The sequence below is a fragment of the Vibrio sp. A1-b2 genome (genome assembly GCF_021726015.1).
GTDB classification, from domain to species: domain Bacteria; phylum Pseudomonadota; class Gammaproteobacteria; order Enterobacterales; family Vibrionaceae; genus Vibrio; species Vibrio diazotrophicus.
This window is the reverse complement of record NZ_JAKKCI010000001.1, coordinates 310,972-335,983: the sequence shown is the minus strand read 5'-3', so window position 1 is coordinate 335,983 and position 25,012 is coordinate 310,972. Positions and strand designations below refer to the sequence as shown.

The following is a 25,012-nucleotide window of genomic DNA, read 5'->3' as shown; positions in this document are numbered from 1 at the left end:
CAAACTGCATAACTATTTAATTACTTAGTCTATGGTCTCTAATGCTCTTTTATTGGGCATAGAGATCTATCATAGTGCAGCTGAGTGATAACGCTCACATTTCCCTCTTGTCTGATGAGATAAAAATCACACAATCTCCCTAAATTTGTGCACAAAATGTTAAATGTATTGTTATTTTCTAGTGCAAGATGCTGAGAATACGGCGTTAGTTAGATAAATCGAGATTTAAATCTGATGTAAAGGATTACTTTCCTTTGTTGTGCTGCAAGCTAGTCTTTGGTTAGTGGTTGCATCTAATTATTCATTATGGATAAGAATATAATCTCTTTTTATTCTAATTTTATGGCAAATTGCTTCAATGCTTGATAATGTTTGCCGCATTCTTTGTAAGGAATTGACATGCTTTTGTCACTTCCCACATCTTTTAGGTTAGCCGTTCTAGCCGACATGCAAAGAAGTCATGGATGCAAAAATAAAACTTGGAGTTTATACAGATGTATAAGAACAAAATCACACAAGCACTTTTACTAGGTGCTGGCCTTGCGGTGGCTACAACTTCTCTTACAGCTTTTGCTGCAAACGTGCCAGCAGGCACTAAGCTAGCTCCAGTGCAAGAGATCGTTCGTGGTAATGGTACTGAAGTCGCTACTATCGACCCGCATAAATCTCAAGGTGTTCCAGAATCACACGTTATTCGTGACCTGCTAGAAGGCTTGGTAAACCAAGACGCTGACGGTAAGGTTATTCCTGGTGTCGCAGACCGCTGGGAAACATCAGACAATACAACGTTCACTTTCCATATTCGTGAAGGCGCTAAGTGGTCTAACGGCGAACCTGTAACTGCACAAGATTTCGTATACAGCTGGCAACGCGCCGTTGATCCAGCGACTGCTTCTCCATACTCTTGGTACATGGAAATGACCCAGCTGAAGAATGCAGCTGACATTATCGCAGGGAAGAAAGACAAGAGTGAGTTAGGCGTATACGCTAAAGACGCGAACACTCTTGTTGTTGAGTTAGACTCAGCAGTTCCATATTTCGTTATGATGACTGGTCACACAACAATGAAGCCAGTTAATAAAGCGACAGTAGAAAAGTTTGGTGATCAATGGACCAAACCTGAAAACTTCGTTGGTAACGGTGCTTATGTAGTTGAAAACTGGGTTGTGAATGAGCGTTTAGTACTTAAGCGCAATGAACAGTACTGGGATAACGAGCACACAGTTATCAACAAAGTAACTTTCCTTCCGATTGAAAACCAAGTTGCTGAAATGAACCGCTTCCTAGCGGGCGAAATCGATATCAGCTATGAAGTTCCAGTAGAGCATTTCCGTCGTCTGAAGAAAGATCATCCAGAATTGGTTTCTGTAGTGGGTAACCTATGTTCTTACTACTACTCTTTCAACACCAAGAAAAAACCATTTGATGACGTACGTGTACGTAAAGCAATTTCTTACGCGATTGACCGTAACATCGTGAGCGATGCAATCATGGGTCAAGGTCAGAAACCTGCATACTTCTTAACGCCTGAGATCACTTCTGGTTTCAACCCAGTAATGCCTGCTTACGGCAAAATGACTCAGAAACAGCGTAACGAAGAAGCCGCTCGTCTACTTGCTGAAGCTGGTTACGGTAAAGACAACCCACTTAAGTTTACTCTTCTGTACAACACTTCAGAAAACCACAAGAAGGTTGCAGTAGCGATTGGTTCTATGTGGAAGAAAACTTTGGGTCTAGATGTCACTCTAGAAAACCAAGAGTGGAAAACTTACCTATCTTCTAAAGACCAAGGTGACTTCGAAGTTGCTCGTGCCGGTTGGTGTGGTGACTACAACGAAGCGTCTTCATTCCTAACTTTGATGACAAGTAATAACACCACTGGTGGTCAACACTGGGGCAACAAAGAGTACGATGCAATCATCGATAAAGCACTGACTTCTACTTCCGAAGAAGAACGTCAAAAACTTTACGCAGATGCGGAAGCTCTAATGGCGAAAGATATGCCTATCGCTCCAATTTATCAGTATGTTAAGACTCGTCTGCTTTCTCCAAAAGTAGGTGGTTTCCCTGCGAACAACGCAGAAGAAAAGATCTACTCAAAAGATCTGTACATCAAAGCTGAATAAATTAGCAAAGCTATAAAACTATAATTAAGTAATATTCTGCATGTGCTTGAGGTTCGCGGATGGTACATGCAGTATTTTTTGTTTTAAATAGTCACAGACTGGAAGAGTGAGTTTATGTTTAAATTCATTATTAGACGAGTTCTGGAAGCAATTCCAACCATGTTGGTTTTGATTACAGTTTCGTTTTTTCTCATGCGTTTCGCACCAGGAAACCCTTTCTCAAGCGAGCGTGCTCTACCGCCAGAAGTAATGGCAAATATCGAAGCGAAATATGGACTTGATAAGCCTGTATTAGAGCAGTACACCACCTATCTGACCAACGTTTTACAAGGCGATTTCGGTCCTTCATTCAAGTACCTTGATTACTCGGTAAATGAGCTGATTTTTGCAGCCCTTCCTGTGTCAGCGAAAGTCGGTTTTGCCGCTTTTATCTTCACAGTAATTATGGGTGTAACTGTCGGGACACTTGCCGCTTTGAGGCAAAATACTTGGTTGGACTATTCAATTATGGCTACTGCTATGATTGGTGTCGTAATGCCTTCATTCGTTCTCGCGCCGGTATTGATTTACATTTTCTCTATTAACCTAGGTTGGTTCCCTGCTGGGGGCTGGTTAGACGGGTCGTTCAAATATATGGCTCTGCCAGTTCTTGGTATGTCTCTGTTATACGTAGCAACATTTGCACGTATTACTCGTGGTTCAATGATTGAAACTCTAAACAGTAACTTCATTCGAACTGCGCGAGCAAAAGGGTTGAGCTATCCATACATCGTCGTTAAGCACGCGTTGAAACCTGCGTTATTACCAGTAGTTTCTTATATGGGGCCTGCATTCGTAGGTATCATTACTGGTTCGGTTGTTATCGAAACCATCTTTGGCCTTCCGGGTATTGGTAAGTTGTTCGTAAACGCGGCATTTAACCGTGACTACTCTCTGGTAATGGGTGTAACCATTCTTATTGGTTTCTTATTTATCCTGTTCAACGCAATTGTAGATATCTTGTTGGCAGCGATTGACCCGAAAATTCGTTACTAAGGAAGTATTACTATGTTGACGAAAAAAGAAAATCTGGAAGCGATTGAAAAGTTTTCCGAAAATCTTGAAATCGAGGGTCGCAGCCTGTGGCAGGACGCTCGTATTCGCTTTATGCGCAATAAAGCCGCGATGGTGAGTCTATTTATTCTCACGCTTATGACGTTGGCGGTTGTTTTTTTACCAATGATTGCGCCCTTTACTTATGACGATACGGACTGGTACGCAATGCACGTTGCTCCAAATGCAGAGCATTGGTTCGGTACAGACAGTTTAGGCCGTGATATTTACGTTCGTACTTTAGTTGGTGGACGTATCTCTCTGATGGTCGGTGTGATGGGCGCACTGGTTGCAGTACTCATCGGTACACTTTACGGTGCGGCATCTGGCTTCATCGGTGGCCGTGTTGACCGTATCATGATGCGTATCCTCGAAATTCTGTACGCAGTGCCATTCATGTTCTTGGTTATCGTATTGGTGACCTTCTTTGGACGTAATATCGTTCTGATCTTCGTGGCTATCGGTGCTATTGCATGGCTTGATATGGCTCGTATTGTTCGTGGTCAAACGCTGAGCCTACGCAGCAAAGAGTTTATTGAAGCGGCACACGTATGTGGTGTGAGTAACTGGAAGATCATTACTCGTCATATCGTTCCAAACGTATTAGGTATCGTCGCTGTTTATTCGACGCTGCTTATTCCTAGCATGATTCTGACTGAGTCATTCTTATCTTTCCTTGGTTTAGGTGTTCAAGAGCCTATGACAAGCTGGGGAGCACTATTGCAAGAAGGTGCAAACACAATGGAAATCGCAATTTGGCAGCTTGGCTTCCCTGCGGCATTCATGGTGGTCACACTGTTCTGCTTTAACTATGTGGGTGACGGTCTCCGTGACGCGCTGGATCCAAAAGACAGATAAGAATAGAGGAAGTAGTAATGGCTTTATTAGATGTCAAAGACCTGCGTGTAGAGTTCACTACCCAAGATGGTATTGTTACCGCAGTAAACGATTTGAACTTCTCACTAAATCAAGGTGAGACACTAGGTATCGTTGGTGAATCTGGTTCGGGTAAATCTCAAACTGTATTCTCTATCATGGGCCTGTTGGCTAAGAACGGTATCATTTCTGGTAGCGCAAAATTTGAAGGTAAGGAAATTCTAAACCTGCCTGAAAAAGAGTTAAATAAAGTTCGCGCAGAACAAATTGCAATGATCTTCCAAGACCCAATGACGTCGCTTAACCCTTATATGAAGGTTAGCGACCAGTTGATGGAAGTGTTAATGCTGCACAAAGGCATGAGCAAAGCAGAAGCGTTTGAAGAGTCTGTGCGCATGCTGGAAGCGGTAAAAATTCCGGAAGCTCGCAAACGTATTACTATGTATCCGCATGAGTTCTCTGGCGGTATGCGTCAGCGTGTAATGATTGCAATGGCTCTGCTATGTCGTCCGAAACTGTTGATCGCTGATGAACCGACAACCGCATTAGACGTAACGGTTCAGGCTCAAATCATGGATCTGCTTAACGAACTGAAATCTGAATTCAACACAGCAATCATCATGATCACTCACGATTTGGGTGTGGTTGCGGGTTCTTGCGACAAAGTGCTTGTAATGTACGCAGGTCGCACAATGGAATACGGCACGGTTGACGAGATCTTCTATCAACCGAGCCATCCATATGCGGAAGGCTTGTTGAAAGCAATCCCTCGTTTGGATACTGAAGGTGATGTATTACCAACCATTCCGGGTAATCCGCCAAACTTACTTCGTCTGCCACCGGGTTGTCCATATCAAGACCGCTGTCATCGTGTAATGGACCGTTGTAAACGTGAAGCGCCGATCCTGACTCCATTTGGCAATGATCGTCAACGCGCATGTTTTTCTGACTGGGAGACTTGGACGAAATGAGTGTAGATAAGAAATTACTGTTAGATGTTAAAGAGCTAAAAGTACACTTTGACATCGCTTCTAAATCAGCATGGCCTTGGTCAAAACCAGCGAAGCTTAAAGCTGTAGATGGTGTGAACGTTCGCCTTTACGAAGGTGAAACTCTAGGCGTTGTGGGTGAATCTGGTTGTGGCAAGTCTACTTTTGCTCGCGCAATTATCGGCCTTGTACAGGCAACTGACGGTGAAGTGGTCTGGTTAGGTCAAGATTTGACTCGTATGCAGGAAGTGAAACGTCGCGAAACTCGTAAAGATATTCAGATGATTTTCCAAGATCCTCTGGCGTCTTTGAACCCGCGTATGACAGTAGGGGACATCATCGCTGAGCCGCTACAGACTTTCTATCCAGAGCTTTCTAAGCAAGAAGTGAAAGACCGTGTTAAAGAGATGATGGCAAAAGTGGGTCTGTTACCAAACGTGATCAACCGCTATCCACACGAGTTCTCTGGTGGACAGTGTCAACGTATTGGTATTGCTCGTGCTTTGATTCTTAATCCAAAGATGATTATCTGTGATGAACCAGTATCAGCGCTCGACGTTTCAATTCAGGCTCAGGTGGTAAACCTGCTGCAAGAACTGCAACGTGAGCTAGGGTTAAGCCTAGTGTTCATCGCGCACGACTTGTCAGTAGTGAAACATATTTCTGACCGTGTATTGGTAATGTATTTAGGTAATGCAGTAGAACTCGGTGAATCTGAAGCGCTGTTTGCTAATCCTAAACACCCATACACCAAAGCATTGATGTCTGCTGTGCCGATTCCAGATCCAAAGCTGGAACGTGCAAAAACGATTCAAATGCTTGAAGGCGACCTGCCTTCACCAATTAACCCGCCATCGGGATGTGTTTTCAGAACTCGTTGTCCTCAAGCGACAGAGATCTGTGCTCAAACTAAGCCACAAATTCAAGGGTCTGATACCCATGCAGTTTCGTGCTTACATGTTGAGATGTAAATTCAGCCTGTGACGGGCATAAGCGCGGCTTCTTTTTGAGTCGCGCTTTTTTTGTGCCCAAGAAAACCTTCAAAAAATTCGAATGACTAAGCCAAAACCCTTCGGGTGAGTATTCATCTCGTTCAACTATAATAACTCCAGAATTAAGCATTAGTAATGGGGTGAGTAATGGGAAAATTAGTTGAAGGTGTCTGGCATGATGTTTGGTATGACACAAAGAGCAGTGACGGAAAGTTCATTCGAGAAGATGCAGGATTTCGCGATTGGATAGACAGCCGTTCTGACGCCAAATTTTCTCCTGAAGCTGGTCGCTATCATTTATATGTCTCTTTGGCTTGTCCATGGGCGCACCGTACATTAATTTTCCGTGAACTTAAGCAATTACAAGACATTATCGATGTCACGATTGTCTGTCCGGATATGCTCCACGATGGTTGGAAATTCGGCATTCCAGAACCTCTGTTCGGACACACCAAGCTTCACCAAATCTATACTCAAGCGAAACCTGATTATTCTGGCCGCGTTACTGTACCTGTGTTGTGGGATAAGAAACTTCAAACCATCGTAAGTAACGAATCGTCTGAAATAATTCGTATGTTTAACCGTGCGTTTAATGAGTTAACTGATAATCACGTCGATTACTATCCTGATGCACTGCGCAATGTTATCGACGAGTGGAATGATTATATCTATCCAAACATCAACAATGGTGTTTATCGTTGTGGCTTTGCAACGACGCAGGAAGCCTATGAAGAAGCGTATGAGTCTTTATTTGAAGCATTAGACAAAGTGGATGCACATCTGGCTCATAATCGATATCTGGCCGGTTCTAGTATCACAGAGGCAGACTGGCGTCTATTTACTACGCTTATTCGGTTCGATTCGGTATATGTTGGCCATTTTAAGTGCAACAAAAAAAGAATTGCAGATTATCCAAATTTGAATGGTTATTTGAAAGAGCTATACCAAGTTCCGGGAGTAAAAGAGACCACGGACTTTTACCATATCAAACGACACTACTACTTCAGTCATACCAGCATCAATCCAACGCAAGTAGTGCCTGTTGGGCCTGAGTTGGATCTAGAATCTCCACATAACAGAGATTTGGTATAAATAAAAAACGCATCTTTTACGATGCGTTTTTTATTAGCTAAGTTTTATTATCTAAGTGTTATTGACCTGACCAGCTGTAGGTAGCGGTTAGGAAATATAAGGTAGGATCTTCAAAACCACCACTTAACTGGCCTGCCTGTGTCTTGGAGTCTTCAAGTAATACGACTTCAAAGGCTAGGCCCATTGTACGGCCTTCACCTAGATCGTATTCCATACCCGTACCAATACGCCATGCATCACCTGTTGGGATAGTAAAGTCACCCGAAGATTGATTTTCGTATAGGCTGCTATCAAACGCCAAACCTGCATTCCATATTAGTTTCTTGTTTAATTGGTAGCGTGAACCTACAGCAATATGGTAGGTATCCTGAGTTGGAGTTTTAGTGAAAGTTTCGTATTCACTCCAGTCTTCCCAACCTAAGTTACCCATTACAGCGAGCTTATCGTTTAACTGATGGAATGCACTGAAAGTCAGTGTTTGTGGCATTACAGCTGGATCAACGGTTTGACCTAATACATTGACATCAAATTTGAGTTCTGTTTCAGAAGAGTAACCGATACCGAATCGGGTGTTTTCATTTGGTGAGAAAAGGACACCAAGTTTGGCGTTATAGGTAATGTCAGTATCGTCAATCTGAGCGCCGCCAGCTTCTACATCAAACATACCATATTGGATACCTAAACCAGCCCCAACTGACCATTGATCGTTGATCTGGTAAGAAGCGGTTGGCTGAATGGTGAGAGCTTGTGTTACTGCAGTTTTGATAGGGAAGTTTTCGTACTCTAGACCCATTCCATAATTACCGTAAACACCGATGCCAAGTGTTAACTTGTCATTCATTTTCTGGCTGTAGAATGCAGAACCGAGGGGAACAAAACCAACAATGTTTCCTGCACTAGAACTTTGCATTTGGTATTCGGTATCGCCATAAAGCGTCATCATACCGCCAGTAAACGATTGCTCTTCGACATTAGATAAGCCCGCAGGGTTTGCAGCCAGAACTGAGGCGTCTTGAGCGCGTGCAGCCTTGCCCGCAGCGGCTAAACCGAGGTCATTGTTGCCGATTTCGTGCAAATATACACCTGCAGAGTATGCAGAAGTACTCGCTAGAACTGCGCTAGCGACGAGGGATTTTTTTAGTAGATTCATGTTATTAGACTTATAAAATTGAAAGTTAGTAGCTGTAGTATTCTATTGAGTGGGGTTTGGTAGATATGTAGGAATTTTCGACAAACGCTTGTTGGAAGGGATTAAACTTTATTCAGAATAAAAAAGCCGCAACTAGGTTGCGGCTTTTGCTAATAATATCTGGAGATCTAAGTGAAGACTATTTTGCTTCCTGGTCTGCTTGGATAGCGGTAAGAGCAATTGTGTACACGATATCGTCAACCAACGCACCACGAGAAAGGTCGTTAACTGGCTTACGCATACCTTGTAGCATCGGACCGATTGATACTAGGTCTGCTGAACGTTGTACTGCTTTGTACGTCGTATTACCTGTGTTTAGGTCTGGGAATACGAATACTGTCGCTTTACCTGCAACTGGAGAATTAGGAGCTTTAGACGCTGCCACGTTTTCCATGATTGCTGCATCGTATTGTAGAGGGCCGTCAATAATAAGATCTGGACGTTTCTCTTGAGCAATACGAGTTGCTTCACGTACTTTATCAACGTCTGCACCTTTACCAGATTCACCAGTAGAGTACGAGATCATTGCAACACGTGGGTCGATACCAAATGCAGCTGCAGAATCAGCCGATTGGATAGCGATTTCTGCTAGCTGTTCAGCCGTTGGATCTGGGTTGATTGCACAGTCACCGTATACCAATACTTGATCAGGCAGAAGCATGAAGAAGATTGAAGATACGATTGACGCATTTGGTGCTGTCTTGATGATTTGGAACGGAGGAACGATAGTGTTCGCAGTTGTGTGAACAGCACCAGACACTAGGCCGTCAACTTCGTTTGCTTCAAGCATCATTGTGCCTAGGAAAACAGAATCTTCCAATTTCTCACGAGCAACAACTTCAGTCATACCTTTCGCGCCACGTAGTTCAACTAAACGAGCTACGTAGTTTTCACGAACGGAGTCCGCATCAATGATTTCAACGCCAGCGCCTAGCTCAACACCTTGTTGTGCTGCAACTCGACGGATTTCGTCTGGGTTACCTAAAAGCACACATGTTGCGATACCGCGTTCAGCACAAATAGCCGCAGCTTTCACTGTACGTGGTTCGTCACCTTCAGGAAGAACGATGCGTTTACCCGCGCGACGAGCAAATTCTGTTAGCTGGTAACGGAATGCTGGTGGGCTCAGACGACGGATACCTTGAGTGCCTTCAGATAGAGAATCAATCCAAGGGCCATCAATGTGGCTCGCAACGTGTTCGCTGATGAACTCGATACGCTCTTTATCGTCTGCAGGTACTTCTAAGCTGAAGCTTTGTAGGTTCAAAGAAGTCTGCCAAGTGTTACCTTGCGCTTTGAAAATTGGCAAGCCAGAGTCAAATGCAGGTTTACATAGGTCAACGATTTCCGTTGGAATATCGTAACCACCAGTAAGCAGTACAGCACCAATTTCAACGCCGTTCATTGCTGCTAGAGACGCTGCAACGATAACGTCTGGACGGTCTGCAGAAGTCACAAGTAAAGAACCTGGTTTGAAGTGTTCAATCATGTGAGGGATTGAACGTGCACAGAACGTGATGCTCTTAATACGGCGAGTATTGATTTCACCAGCGCTAATGATTTCAGCGTTTAGGTGCTTAGCCATATCTACTGCGCGAGTCGCGATCAATTCGATGTTCCATGGCACGCAACCTAGAACACGGATAGGGCTAGTATTGAAGATCTGCATCACTTCAAGATTTGTTTGAATCGCACTGTCTGCGTCATCGAACATTTCAGATAGGTCTGGACGAGTACGGCCAGCTTCATCAACAGGAGCGTTAAGCTTGTTGATGATGACACCTTTAATGTTCTTATTCTTAGTACCGCCAAAGTTTGAACAGGCGATTTCAATACGCTCTTTCAGCTGTGTTGGGTTGTTAGTACCAGGAGTTGCAACGAACACGATTTCAGCGCCAAGTGTTGCTGCAATTTCAGCGTTCACTTGGTTAGCGAATGGATGTTTACGAGTTGGAACCAAACCTTCAATCAACGTCACTTCTGAGTCTTTATTGATCTGGTTGTAACGTTCAACGATAGTTTCTAGCAGCTCATCCATTTTCTCTGAGCCGATTAGCGTTTCAGCCGTAGACATAGGCAAAGGTTCAGCAATGTTGATATCGCTGTTACGGCCGATAATCGTTGAAGTCAGATCTGGTTGATCTTCACCACTACGTGGCTGAGCAATAGGCTTGTAGAAAGAAACGTTTACGCCTTTACGCTCCATAGCGCGTAAAATACCCATGCTCACGCTGGTTAGACCCACGCCAGCACTGATAGGGATAAGCATAATAGTACGGGACATCTGTAAGGTACCTCAAACTATTGGATGCAATCTAAGAGATAGATTGGATTGAAATAAAGCCTAGTTAATGATTCAAGTGAGAATAAAAGCTAAGCCCCTATAGAAATCTGGCTAACCGTTAGGTTAGCCAGTTAGAAACTTAAAGACCTGCTAGAGTTGCGGTGTCTTCAGCAATCACCAACTCTTCGTTGGTTGAAATAACCATCGCTGGCACGCGGCTGTCTGCTGTAGTGATAACACCTTCGCCGCCGAAACGTGCTTTTAGGTTTGCATCGCTGTCTACTTCGATACCGAAGATTGCTAGACGGTTAAGAACCATTTCACGGATTGGAGCAGAGTTTTCACCGATACCACCAGTGAACACGATAGCGTCTAGACGACCATCTAGGCTTGCAGTGTAACCAGCTACGTATTTAGCTAGGCGGTGACAGAATACGTCCATCGCACGAGTTGCTTCTTCTTTAGCGCCGTAGTTGTCTTCAACGAAACGACAGTCAGAAGTCACTTCAGTTAGACCTAGAAGGCCAGACTCTTTAGTCAGCATGTTGTTGATTTGCTCAACTGAGTAACCTAGAGCGTCGTGTAGGTGGAAAATGATCGCAGGATCGATATCACCACAACGAGTACCCATTACTAGACCTTCAAGAGGAGTCATACCCATTGAAGTATCAACTGATTCACCGTTCTTAATTGCACAAACTGATGCACCGTTACCTAGGTGACAGTTGATGATGTTAAGTTCGTTTGCTGGTTTACCTAGACGTTCAGCTGCTTCACGAGCGATGAATAGGTGAGAAGTACCGTGCATGCCGTAACGACGTACACCGTGTTCTTTGTATAGTTTGTATGGAAGTGCGTATAGGAACGCTTCTTCAGGCATAGTTTGGTGGAAAGCAGTATCGAATACAGCAACGTTTTTCAGTGCTGGGAAAGCTTTCTGAGCTGCTTTAATACCGATGATGTGTGCTGGGTTGTGTAACGGTGCTAGAGTTGCACAGTCTTGAATACCTTGAAGAACAGCATCGTCGATTAGAGCAGATTTAGTGAACTTCTCGCCGCCGTGTACAACACGGTGACCGATAGCTTTAATTTGTGCCGCAAGTTCTGGCTTAGAAGCAAGAATAGTTTCTACGATGAAAGATAGAGCTTCATCGTGAGCAGCGCCTTCACCTAGTTGTGCTTCGTGCTTACCATCAAGTTTCCACTTGATACGTGCTTCTGGAAGGTGTAAACATTCTGCAAGACCAGAAAGATGTTCGTCGCCGTTTTGTGCATCGACAACAGCGAATTTAAGTGAAGAACTACCGCAGTTTAAAACTAAAACTAGCTTAGACATGTGTGACTACCTGTAATAATCGGTTAGGACAAAATCAATGACAAGAATAGTAGATGCATAAGCAATTGGTACTAATCTTAATCAATAAAGCTTTAACTTCCTTATCTAGAGACGTGACTTCGTCATTGAAATCGTCTGCTGCTTTCCTTGCAGATTAGTCTTAAAGTTGCCTAAATTGTAAATAAGGGCAACAATGAGATTGAGAGTCCGCAAAGGATAGCGATAATGGGGTAATATAACAAAAAAAATTTGAAACAATATTAGCTTTTATCAAATTTTTACGTTATTCGTTGAACTATTCAACTATTTTTTAGCGAATTCGCCCGCAAGAGGCGATAACTGAGAGTGAGGAAGTGGTATGAGTAATCGTGTCGGAATCATCCACAGCTTGAAAGACGGCCAGAAATACATGCAAGTTTGGCCTATGCGGAAAGAGTTGAATCTGCTTTTTCCTGAATCGCGAATTATTAAAGCGACGCGTTTTGGTATCAAAGTTATGCCAGCGGTCGCCGCTATTAGCGTGTTAACTCAAATGAGTTTTCAAAATGTTCAAGCTATGCCACAAGCGGTTGTTGTTGCTTTGTTTGCCATCAGCTTACCTCTGCAAGGTATGTGGTGGTTAGGTAACAGAGCGAATACTCAGTTACCGCCTGCACTTGCAGGTTGGTATCGCGAAATTCATGCAAAAATTGTTGAAACAGGTTCTGCTCTTGAACCGATAAAATCAAAGCCTCGATACAAAGAGCTGGCAATGGTACTTAATCGTGCATTCCGTCAGCTTGATAAAACCGCTTTAGAACGCTGGTTTTAATTAAACGAATTGTTAAGGCTCTAATCTATCCATTAGAGCCTTTTTTTGTTTTCCGATATGAAGCCAAGCTCATTGCTGTTGTAGAGGCTTTTTTCTGAGCAAAAAATAGTCGTTATTTGCCTTCTTTTAGTCACCAAATTCAAGATATTGTTTCTTCCTCTCTTTTTGTTATTTCGCTGTTAAATGTTTCTTCCCTTTCCGCATAGTTACTGGTAATAATGTCCGTAAGTGCATGCTAATTGCACAATAACTAAAAAACATTACACAACATCACATTACTATATGCTTTAAATCAAGGAGTTAAGATGAAAGCAAGCAAGGTCATTGCTACCGCCGTTCTAGCCGGAGCTGCATTACTTTCTTCCCACAGCATTATGGCTAAAACCGCTAAAGTTGCGGTTTCACAGATCGTAGAACACCCTGCACTCGATGCAACACGTCAAGGTCTTCTTGATGGTCTGAAAGCAAAAGGCTATGAAGAAGGCAAAAACCTAGAGTTTGATTTCAAAACAGCACAAGGTAACCCTGCTATTGCTGTACAAATTGCGCGTCAATTTGTGGGTGAAAATCCAGATGTGTTAGTCGGTATTGCAACACCTACCGCACAAGCTCTAGTGTCAGCGACTAAAAACATTCCAGTTGTATTTACAGCGGTGACAGACCCAGTAGGCGCAAAATTGGTTGCGACAATGGAGCAACCTGGTAAAAACGTAACGGGTCTTTCAGACCTTTCTCCGGTTGAACAACACGTAGAGTTGATTAAAGAAATCATGCCAAACGTGAAATCAATTGGTGTGGTTTACAACCCAGGTGAAGCAAACGCTGTAAGCTTGATGGAGCTACTAAAAGCATCCACTAAAAAGCACGGAATTACTCTGGTTGAAGCAACTGCTCTGAAAAGTGCAGATGTACAGTCAGCGACACAAGCAATCTCTGCAAAATCAGATGTTATTTATGCTCTGATTGACAATACTGTTGCCAGCGCAATTGAAGGTATGATTGTCGCTGCAAACCAAGCTAAGACACCTGTGTTTGGCGCTGCTACATCATATGTAGAGCGTGGTGCAGTTGCTAGTCTTGGTTTCGACTACTACCAAATTGGCGTTCAAACTGCGGATTATGTAGCTGCTATTCTAGAAGGTGCTGCTCCTGGTTCTTTGGATGTTAAAGTTGCGAAAGGTTCTGATTTAGTGATTAACAAGACTGTGGCTGAAAAGCTAGGTCTGGAAATTCCTAAGTCCGTTATGGATCGCGCAACAAGCGTTAAATAGAACCATTGTTAAAAGAGTTGGCGTAGTAGTGCGCCAACTTGATTAAGCAGAGAAGGGAGTTTGTATGTCTGCTTTTGCCTTTTTTGGCGCCTTAGAGGTTGGCCTTATCTACGGTCTGGTGGCACTTGGTGTTTACCTGACTTTCCGAGTTCTTGATTTCCCAGATTTGAGCGTTGATGGTAGTTTCCCTATGGGTGCTGCTGTAGCTGCAACCGCAATTGTTTCTGGCATTGACCCATGGATCGCTACCGGTTTAGCTATTATTGCTGGTGCGGCAACCGGATGGGTAACGGCGTTTTTGACGGTTCGTTGTGGAATTCTTCATCTATTAGCATCAATCCTAACTATGATTGCTGCGTTCTCAATTAATATCCGCATTATGGGACGTCCTAACTTAGCTCTGCTCGGTGAAGATACGATCCTGACACCATTTGAAACGATGGGCGACCCTATGCTCATTCGTCCTTTGGTTGTAGCGGTACTGGTACTTATATCTGCTCTGTTTGTTGTTCGTCTACTGAACAGTGATTTTGGCTTGGGGCTTCGTGCCACAGGCGTGAATGCTCGTATGGTTGCTGCGCAAGGTGCGAGTACGGCGTTTTACACCTATTTTTGTTTAGCACTGTCAAACGGCTTTGTGGGCTTTGCTGGTGCTTTATTTGCACAAACCAACAGCTTTGCGGACGTGACTTCTGGTGTAGGTACCATCGTAGTTGGTTTGGCTGCTGTTATTTTGGGTCAAACACTCATTCCAGGCCGTAAAATTTGGGTAGCCGTCGTCGCGGTTATCGTGGGATCGGTTCTCTATCGTTTAGCTGTGGCATTTGCATTAAGTTCGGGAATGTTTGGTTTACAAGCATCGGACTTGAACTTGGTTACTGCAGTGCTAGTTGCTCTGGCGTTAATCATGCCGAGAATGAAAAGGAATCGAAAGCCAAAAAAGGGTAGTGGGCCTGCTAAGAAATCAGAAGTATCTAAGCAGGTTAAGGCGTCAGGAGAAGCATTATGATCCATTTAGAAGATATTCAAGTTACATTTAATCCTGGCACTATCCTTGAGAACCGAGCGTTAAGAGGTGTGGATCTGAAAGTGCCAGAACACCAATTTCTTACCGTTATTGGCTCAAATGGTGCGGGTAAATCAACACTGCTTGGTGCGGTAACAGGTGAAACACCTATGGTCGGTGGTAAAGTTAATATCGATGATATTGACGTGACTCGCCGCAGTGTTGACCAACGTGCCAGCCTTTGTGCTCGTGTATTCCAAGATCCGCTAGCAGGTACTTGCGGAGCGTTAACTATTGAAGAAAACATGGCGCTTGCATATATGCGCGGTAAACGTCGTGGCTGGAAGCATTCTCTTTCAACCAATCGTCGCAAACTGTTTCAAGAGCGAATCAGTATTCTTGGTTTAGGCTTAGAAGACCGTCTTGGAGATAACATCGGTTTGCTTTCTGGCGGTCAGCGTCAGGCAGTGAGTCTTGTGATGGCAACACTTTCAGACAGTAAGTTATTGTTACTTGATGAACATACCGCAGCTCTAGATCCTCGCATGGCAGCTTTCATTATCGATTTAACCAAGAAAATCGTTAAAGAGTTTAACTTGACCGTAATGATGGTGACTCACTCAATGAAAGACGCACTAGCGTGTGGTGACAGAACGGTAATGTTGCACCAAGGTGAAATTGTTCTGGATGTATCCGGTGATCAACGAGCCAATATGCAAGTACCTGATCTGCTTGAGATGTTCTCTAAAGTTCGTGGTGAAGAACTGTCTGACGATAGCTTACTGCTGAACTAATCCCTCAAGTTCATCCTACTAAACGTGATCCTCCTTACACTATGCGCAAATCGCTAACTGTGTAAGGAGGATTTTTCTTTTTAAACAAAGAGGTAAGTTAACAAGCAACAGGAATCATATATTAGGGGAGCAGCATGTCCTTACCTTTCGCTTTTCATGCCCAAACATCCGACGGTTTATCTTATCAAGATGGTCAACTGACACTTATTCTAAACACAGAGTCTGAGTTGTATCAGAAGGTGTATGTCAGACATGAGCCGGACAACGAAGAATCATTGGTGGAAATGAAGCCTTGTGGAAAGTTAGGGCGCTTAAACCAATGGAGCGCAACCATCCCTGTTAATCCGGATAAATCACTGACTCACTATGTGTTTAAGATGTTGAGTGGCAGTGCGCAACATTGGCTTGATGCTAGAGGCGTGCATAACCGTATCCCACCACGAGAGTATCATTTTAAGTATGACGCTTTGTATCAGCCTCCAAAGTGGGTGAATGAGCAAATTTTCTATCAGATATTTCCTGACCGTTTCTGCAACGGTAATCCTGACATCAGCGTTAAGACAAATGAATATTCTGTTCGCGGCGGGAAACGTAATGTGATTGCTAAACAGTGGGGCGAGCCCGTCAGTTCTCACGACTCACATGGTTCTTTGGAATTCTATGGTGGCGATTTAGCAGGTGTCAGAAGCAAGTTAGACTACCTAGAGCAACTTGGTATCACTACTGTCTATCTGAATCCTATTTTTACCTCATTGAGTAATCATAAATATGACACGACGGATTACTTCAATGTTGACCCTCACCTGGGAACCAACGAAGAGTTTGCTCAGCTATGCGCTGAGATTAACCAGCGTGGAATGAAGGTTGTGCTTGATGCCGTGTTCAATCATACCTCTGCTGAACATCCTTGGTTTGACCGTTTCAACCATTATGGAAATGGCGCGTATTGTTCCGAAAAATCGCCTTATCGTAACTATTACCTGTTCGATCAAGATAATCACTACGCCTGTTGGAAAGGTGTTGAAAACTTACCCGTGTTGAACTTCTTAAACGAAGAAGTGCGTGATTATATTTATCAGGGCAAGGATTCAGTGATCAAACACTGGCTGCGCCCACCTTACTCGATTGACGGATGGCGTTTTGATGTGATTCATATGCTAGGTGAGGGTTCAGGAGCCATCAACAATGCCTACTATGTAAAACAGTTCCGCGATTCGGTGAAACAAGAGAATCAGCAAGCTTATGTTTTAGGCGAACACTTCTTTGAAGCGACACAATGGCTACAGGGAGACCAAGAAGACGGAGCGATGAACTACTATGGTTTTGCGCATCCGGTTAGAGCTTGGCTCACGGGGCAAGATATTGCTTATGACCCTATTTCCATTAGCGCACAGGAATTTGTTGAGTGGATTGTTGAAGCTCAGGCGAAAGTGCCTTGGCTGAATCAATTGGCACAGCTTAATCAACTGGATAGCCACGACACGATGCGTTGGGCAACCTTGGTCAATCGTGAGGAAGCATTGATTGAAATAGGTTTAGTGTTGTTGATGACCATGGTTGGTACACCATGTGTTTACTATGGTACTGAGGTGAATCTGCAAGGTGGATTAGACCCTGATAATCGTCGTTGTTTCCCTTGGGAAGAGATTGAGAACTCTCAACAAATAGAGCGATTCAAAAAGCTAGTAGCAATGAGAAGAAATCACTTGGCATTACAACAAGGTGCTTTGCAGATTTTGTATGCTCAAGATAGCTGTATTGCTTATGCCCGAGTCTATGGCGAAGAGGCTATCTTGATTGTAATAAACGCCTCTGATGTTCCTCAGTCTATGTCTGTTCCAATCTGGAAGTTGGGGATTGAGAGCGGCAAGGTCATTTGTTCTAAATCCGGCAATGAAATGGAAGTCGTTTCGGGTAACCTGTCGGTGGAAGTTGGCAGTAAGGCTTATCTTATGGGAATGAGCTCGAAGCCTTGATTGTTTGCTTATAAAAATGAATCAGTTACTTAATTTCGGCTTTTCCCGACACTAAGCCGCTGCTGCAATATTGAGATACATCTAAAAGAGGCGTAGCGGCTTGGAATAACGATACAATATGCATATAAAAAAAGTGTTAAGTGTACTAATCTGTTGATTGAAAAGATTTCCCTACTTGGTATTGGTGTGAAGAAAATATATGCAGCCGAAGAAAAACTACAAAAAAATCGTTATTTTTGGACCACTGATTTTGGTTTTCGCTATTTTGTCGATGATGGTTTACTCGTATTTAATGGTGTTGAACCAGCAGATCACCAGTGAATATAGAAATGTGAATGCCATGCTGCAACGAGCGGGGAAAATACTAGTCGCACTGGATTACGGTTTTAGTAGTTACTATGAGTCCACATTAACAGAGGCAACAGATTTTAATATTGAAGTGGTCAATGGCGTTTGCCAACTCTCCCCTAAAGAGTCGCTGATGATTACTAAGAATCTTGCCCATTCCTCTCCGCCGATTAACATCAGTTACATGATGATAGGCGATGAAAAGTACTGTAACGCTTCTAGTGATGTGACTGAATTAGCCTTAAGGAAAGTCACTCTGGCACCCATCATTTCATTCCTTCATGACCTCGATGATTATGTTATCGGCGTTCATTATCTTGATGAACATGGCTTTATCATCTCTTCACCTAAAGAAGCCATTCAAGGTATCACCCAAGAGCAACTAAAAACCGTCAGGCTACGCAATTTCTGGCAAGAAGCATCACAAAATCCGGACGTTATTTCTGTAATAGGACCGAGTGCGTTTAGTGAAGTGCTGATGCAAAGAAATAACATGACATTAGCAATGCCCGTTTTTGAGAACGCGGTCTTTAAAGGTGTGGTTGTACTCGATGTCAGCGTCGATAAGCTTATCGGAGATTTATCTCCCGTGGCAGGGAAGATCAGGTTAGTACGCACAGAATCGCTGCCGACCGATGGTTCAGCGTATTTGCCACACAAGTTGGAAGTCAGCTACACCAACATGGATCATTATCTCTACTACCACTGGGATTGGCGTGCCGAAATCACGCAGTTTGTGGATGATATGAGTATGAGTTTGGCGGTAGTTTTGCTTTCCTACTTAGTGACTGTTATTGGCGTCTTACATCTTGGTACTCGAGTTGAAAAGAGCTATTACGCTGATTTAGCATCGCATGACCCTATGACAGGTGTTCTCAACAGAAGGGGAATGGAAGAGTTCCTGCGCGGGAAATATCACCAGCAGTATTTGTCCATAGCTATACTGGATATCGATAATTTTAAATCGATCAATGACACCTATGGTCATGACGTCGGGGATGATGTTATTTGCTATCTTGGTGAGCAAATAGAAAAAAGTATCCGTAATACTGATGCGGTAGCGCGTTTCGGTGGAGAAGAATTCGTGGTTTATTTAACGGGTGATGATAGCGACGTTCTGAAAAAGATTATGCTGCGTGTGAAAGATGCAATTACTAGTCAGTCTTCTAAAGTGGTCGAGAATGGGTTTACTGTTTCGGGTGGTGTAGAGATTATACAAAGTGACAAAGGCTGCGATTTCGATAAGCTGTTCAAAATCGCAGACGAGAAGCTATATCAAGCCAAAACAACGGGCAAAGACAAACTGGTATTTTAATTGGCGGGGTTAGGCGTAAAGCGCGTCTCTGTAGCGCTTTAAGTGATCAACCATCGCATCAACGTCATTTTTGACACGAATTTCTCTGAACAGATCTGCTGCGTCAGGATAAGCCTGACGCAGATAGGAAAACCACTGTTTCACTCGGTTTGGATAGTATTTGGCTTTATCACCCTTCACTTCGTATTCAGAGTATTTAATCAGCAGTTCCACGACGTCATTCCAAGACATCGGCTCGTGATTATGTTTCACCATATTCCCTAAGTTTGGAATGTTCAGCGCACCACGGCATACCATCAGGGAGTCCACACCTGTTGTTTTGATACAATCCTGACCGTCTTGATAGCTCCATACTTCGCCATTCGCTATAAGCGGTACAGAGGTTTTCTGACGGATTTTATCAATGTATTCCCACTTGATTTCACTTGCTTTATAGCCGCCCATTTTGGTTCGAGCATGAATGGTTAGTTCATCGGCTTTGGCTTGGGACACTGCATCAACGATCTCGTAGCAGTCATCAGGGTTTTCCCAGCCAAGACGGATTTTAGCTGAAACTGGGATGTGTGCTGGAACAGCCTCTCTACATGCTTTGACAACTTGATAGATAAGTTCTGGCTGTTGCAATAGAGCAGCCCCGCCTTTGCTTTTATTGACGGTTTTCGCTGGGCATCCAAAGTTAAGGTCGATACCGCATGCACCTAGGCTTGCGGCGCGCACGGCATTTTCTGCCATCCAAACAGGCTCTTGTCCAAGCAACTGAACTTTGACAGGTACACCAGATTTAGTCGTAGAACCTTGCTTTAGCTCCGGACAGAGACGATAGAACATATGATCTGGAAGCGTTTGATCGATGACACGTACAAACTCAGTGACGCAGAAATCATAGTCATTGATTTCTGTCAGCATTTCACGCATCAGGCTATCTAATACGCCCTCCATCGGGCCTAAAACAACTCGCATACTAAGATCTTATTACTACCGTCTAAAATGGAGGCGAGATTGTAGAGGTATGGCGGTGAAAAGTCACGAAATCCGCTTAAGACCGTTGTTAGATAAGTCTGCGAGATACGCGTAAGGCAACTAAATGTGAGTTGATGAAGATAATCCGTAGAAAGTTCGGGTGATACGTACGAGAACTTATTGGAAAGTTCAGGTTATAATGCTGCAACAATCAAAATTATCAAAAGCTAGAAGAGTTTAAATGAGTTATCAATTTGTGAATTTAAGTTCAGTAGAGCGCAGCGAATCGCCTGCTTTTATCGAAGGTGTTGTTCTGGCTGCAAACTTAGCAACAAAGCCTTTAGATCCTGAAACATGGTTAAGTTCAGTATTTGGCGACCAAGCTGAAACTTTAAAGACTCTGATTACCGATCAAATCAATGCTCAATATCACGAGCTTAAGCTCAACGAATATGGTTTGCTCTCTATGCTCGATCAACAAGACTCTGGTTTTGACGAAGCGTTAGCGGACTTTTCTGAAGGCTTTATGACATTGTGGCCAACCATTGAGCCTTCGTGGCAAGAAGTGGCAACATCAGATGGCTCGATTCGAATGCTACAAGCTCTGCTGACAACGCTAATGCTTGCTATTGACGAAGAACAGACTCACGAGCAAATGAAACAAGCGGGTTTCACTGACCTGCCAAAAATCGAAAATATGGTGAAGCAATTGGATCTGATGATTCACGAAGTTGCTTTGGCCGCTGATGAAGCCATGATTGGTGCAAAAGCGCAGAACGTAAACCCATATAAAGACATCGGTCGCAATGAAATTTGCCCATGCGGAAGTGGAAAGAAGTTTAAGCACTGTTGCGGAAACTAAGCCTCTTTTTCAGGTTTTACAGCAGCGCTAACTTTCGTTAAAAGTGGCGAGATTCGAACTTTTTCCACACAAGGTTGACATAACAAGGAAGAATCTTAGATATAACTTCCTTACATGAATTGGCTAGGAGCCGAATAGCAATGAAAAAATGGTTAGCTCTTTTATTCTGTAGTTTCTCTGTATTGGCGACACCTAAAGAGAATTTAAGTGAGCGTCTTGCACTGACGGATGGGTTTAGCGCCAAGTTTGAACAACAAGTTATCAGCCCAGATGGCGAAATAGTAATGGATGGTAGTGGTTTAGTGGATATCGCACGTCCAAGTCTTTTCCGTTGGGAAACACTTGATCCTGACGAAAACTTACTGGTTTCTGATGGCGAATCTCTCTGGTATTACAGCCCATTTATCGAACAAGTTACCATCTATAACCAAGAACAAGCGATGGAGCAGACACCATTTGTATTGCTTACTCGCAACCGCACCAGTGATTGGGATGCCTACAAAGTTGAACAAGATAATGATGTGTTTACCTTGACGCCAACGGCTGTTGAATCAAATCAGGGGCAATTTCAAATTACGATTGATGAAAAAGGTGTGGTAAAAGGTTTTAATGTATTAGAACAAGATGGTCAGAAAAGCCTGTTTAGTTTTAATGATGTAAAACAGCAGAAGCCCGCAATGAATCGATTCACATTTGATGTTCCTGAAGGCGTGGAAGTTGATGACCAACGTAACTAACGATGGATCTAGGTAATTGGCACAGTGAGTAACTACTCTTTAGATTTTTCTGGGGACGAAGATTTTCGTCCCCTTGCTGCACGTATGCGTCCGCAAACCGTAGAACAATATATTGGTCAACAACATATATTGAGTGTCGGTAAGCCTTTGCGTAAGGTTCTGGAAGCAGGACAAATCCACTCAATGATTTTGTGGGGGCCTCCGGGTACCGGTAAAACAACGCTGGCTGAAGTGGCGGCAAATTATGCCAATGCAGAAGTGGAGCGTGTTTCGGCGGTAACCTCTGGTGTTAAAGAGATACGTCTTGCGATTGAAAAAGCTCGAGAGAATAAGCTGACTGGCCGCCGCACCATCTTGTTTGTCGACGAGGTGCACCGATTTAATAAATCGCAGCAGGATGCTTTTCTGCCACATATTGAAGACGGCACAGTGACCTTTATCGGCGCGACTACTGAAAACCCTTCGTTTGAACTTAACAACGCTCTGTTATCGCGAGCACGCGTTTATAAACTGACGTCTTTAAGTAAAGAGGAGATTCTTCAGGCTCTGGAACAAGCGGTTAATGATTCAGAGCGAGGCTTAGGCAAAACCAAAGCCGTATTTAAAGATAACGTTTTAGAGCGATTATCAGAGTTGGTGAATGGTGATGCGCGAATGTCGCTCAACTACCTTGAGCTACTTTATGATATGGCGGAAGAAGATGGTGATGGGAATAAGCTCATTACTTTAAGTCTTCTGGCTGAAGTCGCAGGAGAGAAAGTTTCCCGCTTTGATAACAAAGGTGATATTTGGTACGACTTAATCTCGGCGGTTCACAAGTCCATTCGAGGTTCAAACCCCGATGGAGCCTTGTATTGGGCTGCACGTATGATATCTGCAGGTTGTGACCCGTTATATATTGCTCGACGTTTATTAGCGATTGCGTCTGAAGATATCGGTAATGCTGACCCGCGAGCAATGCAAGTGGCTTTGTCTGCTTGGGATTGTTTCACCCGCGTCGGGCCAGCCGAGGGCGAGCGAGCCATAGCGCAAGCGATTGTCTATTTAGCCTGCGCGCCAAAAAGCAATGCGGTGTATTCAGCATGGAAACAAGCATTGTCTGATGTACATAACTTGCCTGAATATGAAGTGCCTCATCATTTGCGAAATGCGCCAACCAGTTTGATGAAAGATTTAGGCTATGGTGCTGAATATCGCTATGCTCACGATGAACCCGGTGCGTACGCTGCCGGAGAACAATATTTGCCACCTGAAATGACAGGAACCCGCTATTATCAGCCAACAAATCGAGGCTTAGAGACTAAGATTGGTGAAAAGTTAGATTATCTGGCGGATTTAGACGCAAAAAGCCCACAAAAGCGCTATGAAAAATAGTGTCTTTTCGTTATCTTTGACAAGTTAAAAATTCAATACGTATGGCTTGCTTAAAAAGCAAGCACTTACGTCTTTTCGATACTCAAAAGCATAGGATTAACAATGCTGGATTCTAAATTACTTCGTACAGAGCTGGATGAAACAGCTGCAAAACTGGCACGTCGCGGTTTTAAACTCGACGTCGATACAATTCGTACACTTGAAGAACAACGTAAGTCCATTCAAGTAGAAGTTGAAAATTTACAATCCTCGCGTAACTCGATCTCTAAGCAAATCGGTCAATTGATGTCTAAAGGCGACAAAGAAGGCGCTGAAGAGATCAAAAAGCAGATCGGTACATTGGGTGACGACCTTGATGCTAAAAAAGTTGAATTGGACCAAGTCCAAGCTCAGCTAGATGCGATTACACAAACGCTACCAAATATCCCAGATGATTCTGTGCCAGACGGTAAAGATGAAAACGACAACGTAGAAGTTGCACGTTGGGGCGAGCCAAAGACTTACGACTTTGAATTAAAAGATCACGTAGACCTTGGCGAAATGGGTGATGGTTTAGATTTTGCGAGCGCAACTAAAATCACTGGCGCACGTTTCATCGTAATGAAAGGCCAGTTTGCGCGCCTACATCGCGCAATTGCGCAGTTCATGCTAGATCTGCATACAGAACAGCACGGTTACACTGAAATGTACGTTCCTTACCTAGTGAATGCGGACAGCCTATTTGGTACTGGTCAGCTTCCTAAGTTCGGTCAAGACTTGTTCCACACTGAGCCGCTAACTGAAAAAGTGAACGATGAAGAGCCTCGTAAGCTTTCATTGATTCCAACTGCGGAAGTGCCTGTAACAAACCTAGTGCGTGACACCATCACTGATGAAGCTGATCTTCCGTTGAAGATGACAGCTCACACACCATGTTTCCGTTCTGAAGCTGGTTCATATGGTCGTGATACTCGTGGTTTGATTCGTATGCACCAGTTCGACAAAGTTGAGCTAGTACAAATTACTAAGCCTGAAGATTCTATGGCAGCGCTAGAAGAATTAACGGGTCACGCTGAGAAAGTATTACAGCTTCTTGAGCTTCCATATCGTAAAGTCGTGCTATGTACAGGTGACATGGGCTTCGGTTCTCGTAAAACTTACGATTTGGAAGTTTGGGTTCCAGCACAACAGACTTACCGTGAGATCTCTTCATGTTCAAACATGTGGGATTTCCAAGCTCGTCGTATGCAAGCGCGTTTCCGTCGTAAGGGCGAGAAGAAACCTGAGCTTGTACACACACTAAACGGTTCTGGTCTAGCGGTTGGTCGTACAATGGTTGCAATTCTTGAGAATAACCAACTTGCAGATGGTCGCATCGAAATTCCTACAGTACTTCAGAAGTACATGGGTGGCGCGACTCATATCGGTTAATACTGATTCGCTGATCAGGCAATTACCACTAAACATCGAATTCGAAAGAGTTCGGTGTTTTTTTATGACTTTTCATCGAGACTGATTTTAAAGTATTTGCGAATAGGTTCCTGTTTTTAAACAATTAAACTTAAATAACTAGAACTGCGCCGATGCAAATTAGTTCATAAGT

Annotated in this window: 20 protein-coding genes; 16 read left to right on the top strand and 4 right to left on the bottom strand. The window is 43.6% G+C overall.

The genetic code is table 11. From position 1 onward, the window contains the following. Positions 1-494: 494 nt before the first annotated feature. From L3V23_RS01475 to L3V23_RS01450, 6 genes are all read left to right on the top strand, one after another. Positions 495-2,126 (top strand): ABC transporter substrate-binding protein, encoded by a 1,632-nt coding sequence (locus L3V23_RS01475; protein WP_102966026.1) that lies wholly within the window; start codon positions 495-497, stop codon positions 2,124-2,126. Positions 2,127-2,240: 114 nt separating this feature from the next. Continuing rightward, the gene (oppB, locus tag L3V23_RS01470) at positions 2,241-3,161 is read left to right on the top strand and encodes an oligopeptide ABC transporter permease OppB (RefSeq protein ID WP_042481819.1); all 921 of its coding nucleotides are present in this window, start codon (positions 2,241-2,243) and stop codon (positions 3,159-3,161) included. 12 nt (positions 3,162-3,173) lie between these two features. Then, positions 3,174-4,076 carry an oligopeptide ABC transporter permease OppC gene (gene oppC / locus L3V23_RS01465; protein ID WP_042481822.1) on the top strand — a complete coding sequence of 301 codons (903 nt, stop codon included), beginning with the start codon at positions 3,174-3,176 and terminating at the stop codon, positions 4,074-4,076. Positions 4,077-4,093: 17 nt separating this feature from the next. Continuing rightward, positions 4,094-5,065: an ABC transporter ATP-binding protein gene (locus L3V23_RS01460; RefSeq protein WP_042481824.1), complete on the top strand. Its 972-nt coding sequence runs from the start codon at positions 4,094-4,096 to the stop codon at positions 5,063-5,065. Continuing rightward, positions 5,062-6,054 (top strand): murein tripeptide/oligopeptide ABC transporter ATP binding protein OppF, encoded by a 993-nt coding sequence (gene oppF / locus L3V23_RS01455; protein WP_042481828.1) that lies wholly within the window; start codon positions 5,062-5,064, stop codon positions 6,052-6,054. Before L3V23_RS01460 ends, oppF begins: the two co-directional genes overlap by 4 nt. 168 nt (positions 6,055-6,222) lie before the next feature. Then, positions 6,223-7,167: a glutathione S-transferase family protein gene (locus tag L3V23_RS01450; RefSeq protein ID WP_042481832.1), complete on the top strand. Its 945-nt coding sequence runs from the start codon at positions 6,223-6,225 to the stop codon at positions 7,165-7,167. Positions 7,168-7,225: 58 nt separating this feature from the next. Here L3V23_RS01450 and L3V23_RS01445 read toward each other — a convergent pair whose 3' ends face one another. From L3V23_RS01445 to L3V23_RS01435, 3 genes are all read right to left on the bottom strand, one after another. Beyond that, a complete protein-coding gene (locus L3V23_RS01445) occupies positions 7,226-8,317 on the bottom strand; it encodes an outer membrane protein transport protein (RefSeq protein WP_102966024.1) in 1,092 nt (363 codons plus the stop codon). Positions 8,318-8,495: 178 nt separating this feature from the next. Then, a complete protein-coding gene (gene pta, locus L3V23_RS01440; RefSeq protein WP_102952936.1) occupies positions 8,496-10,640 on the bottom strand; it encodes a phosphate acetyltransferase in 2,145 nt (714 codons plus the stop codon). 139 nt (positions 10,641-10,779) lie between these two features. Then, positions 10,780-11,976 carry an acetate kinase gene (locus L3V23_RS01435; RefSeq protein WP_042481839.1) on the bottom strand — a complete coding sequence of 399 codons (1,197 nt, stop codon included), beginning with the start codon at positions 11,974-11,976 and terminating at the stop codon, positions 10,780-10,782. 358 nt (positions 11,977-12,334) lie between these two features. Here L3V23_RS01435 and yfbV point away from each other — a divergent pair, with 358 nt between their 5' ends. The 6 genes from yfbV to L3V23_RS01405 all read left to right on the top strand — a co-directional run bounded on the left by yfbV (position 12,335) and on the right by L3V23_RS01405 (position 19,497). After that, a complete protein-coding gene (yfbV, locus tag L3V23_RS01430) occupies positions 12,335-12,787 on the top strand; it encodes a terminus macrodomain insulation protein YfbV (protein ID WP_102942693.1) in 453 nt (150 codons plus the stop codon). Between the two features lie 305 nt (positions 12,788-13,092). Further along, positions 13,093-14,058, top strand: a complete 966-nt coding sequence (locus tag L3V23_RS01425) for an ABC transporter substrate-binding protein (RefSeq protein WP_042481844.1) — start codon at positions 13,093-13,095, stop codon at positions 14,056-14,058. Positions 14,059-14,122: 64 nt separating this feature from the next. Beyond that, on the top strand, positions 14,123-15,067 hold the full coding sequence (locus tag L3V23_RS01420; RefSeq protein WP_102952938.1) for an ABC transporter permease: 945 nt from the start codon (positions 14,123-14,125) through the stop codon (positions 15,065-15,067). After that, positions 15,064-15,858 (top strand): ABC transporter ATP-binding protein, encoded by a 795-nt coding sequence (locus L3V23_RS01415; protein WP_042481850.1) that lies wholly within the window; start codon positions 15,064-15,066, stop codon positions 15,856-15,858. The genes L3V23_RS01420 and L3V23_RS01415 overlap by 4 nt, the downstream gene beginning before the upstream one ends. A 134-nt stretch (positions 15,859-15,992) precedes the next feature. Beyond that, entirely contained in the window at positions 15,993-17,834 is a 1,842-nt protein-coding gene (gene malZ / locus L3V23_RS01410) for a maltodextrin glucosidase (RefSeq protein WP_102966022.1), read from the top strand. A gap of 199 nt (positions 17,835-18,033) precedes the next feature. Next, on the top strand, positions 18,034-19,497 hold the full coding sequence (locus L3V23_RS01405; protein ID WP_102966021.1) for a GGDEF domain-containing protein: 1,464 nt from the start codon (positions 18,034-18,036) through the stop codon (positions 19,495-19,497). A 9-nt stretch (positions 19,498-19,506) separates the two neighbouring features. Here L3V23_RS01405 and dusC read toward each other — a convergent pair whose 3' ends face one another. After that, positions 19,507-20,457 carry a tRNA dihydrouridine(16) synthase DusC gene (dusC, locus tag L3V23_RS01400; RefSeq protein WP_102966020.1) on the bottom strand — a complete coding sequence of 317 codons (951 nt, stop codon included), beginning with the start codon at positions 20,455-20,457 and terminating at the stop codon, positions 19,507-19,509. Positions 20,458-20,698: 241 nt separating this feature from the next. Between dusC and L3V23_RS01395 the strand changes: the two genes are divergently transcribed. The 4 genes from L3V23_RS01395 to serS all read left to right on the top strand — a co-directional run bounded on the left by L3V23_RS01395 (position 20,699) and on the right by serS (position 24,840). Beyond that, positions 20,699-21,319: a YecA family protein gene (locus tag L3V23_RS01395; protein ID WP_102966019.1), complete on the top strand. Its 621-nt coding sequence runs from the start codon at positions 20,699-20,701 to the stop codon at positions 21,317-21,319. Positions 21,320-21,459: 140 nt separating this feature from the next. After that, entirely contained in the window at positions 21,460-22,056 is a 597-nt protein-coding gene (lolA, locus tag L3V23_RS01390) for an outer membrane lipoprotein chaperone LolA (RefSeq protein WP_102952942.1), read from the top strand. Between the two features lie 24 nt (positions 22,057-22,080). Further along, positions 22,081-23,430, top strand: a complete 1,350-nt coding sequence (locus tag L3V23_RS01385; RefSeq protein ID WP_102966018.1) for a replication-associated recombination protein A — start codon at positions 22,081-22,083, stop codon at positions 23,428-23,430. 102 nt (positions 23,431-23,532) lie between these two features. Beyond that, positions 23,533-24,840 (top strand): serine--tRNA ligase, encoded by a 1,308-nt coding sequence (gene serS, locus L3V23_RS01380; protein ID WP_042481870.1) that lies wholly within the window; start codon positions 23,533-23,535, stop codon positions 24,838-24,840. Positions 24,841-25,012 lie beyond the last annotated feature (172 nt).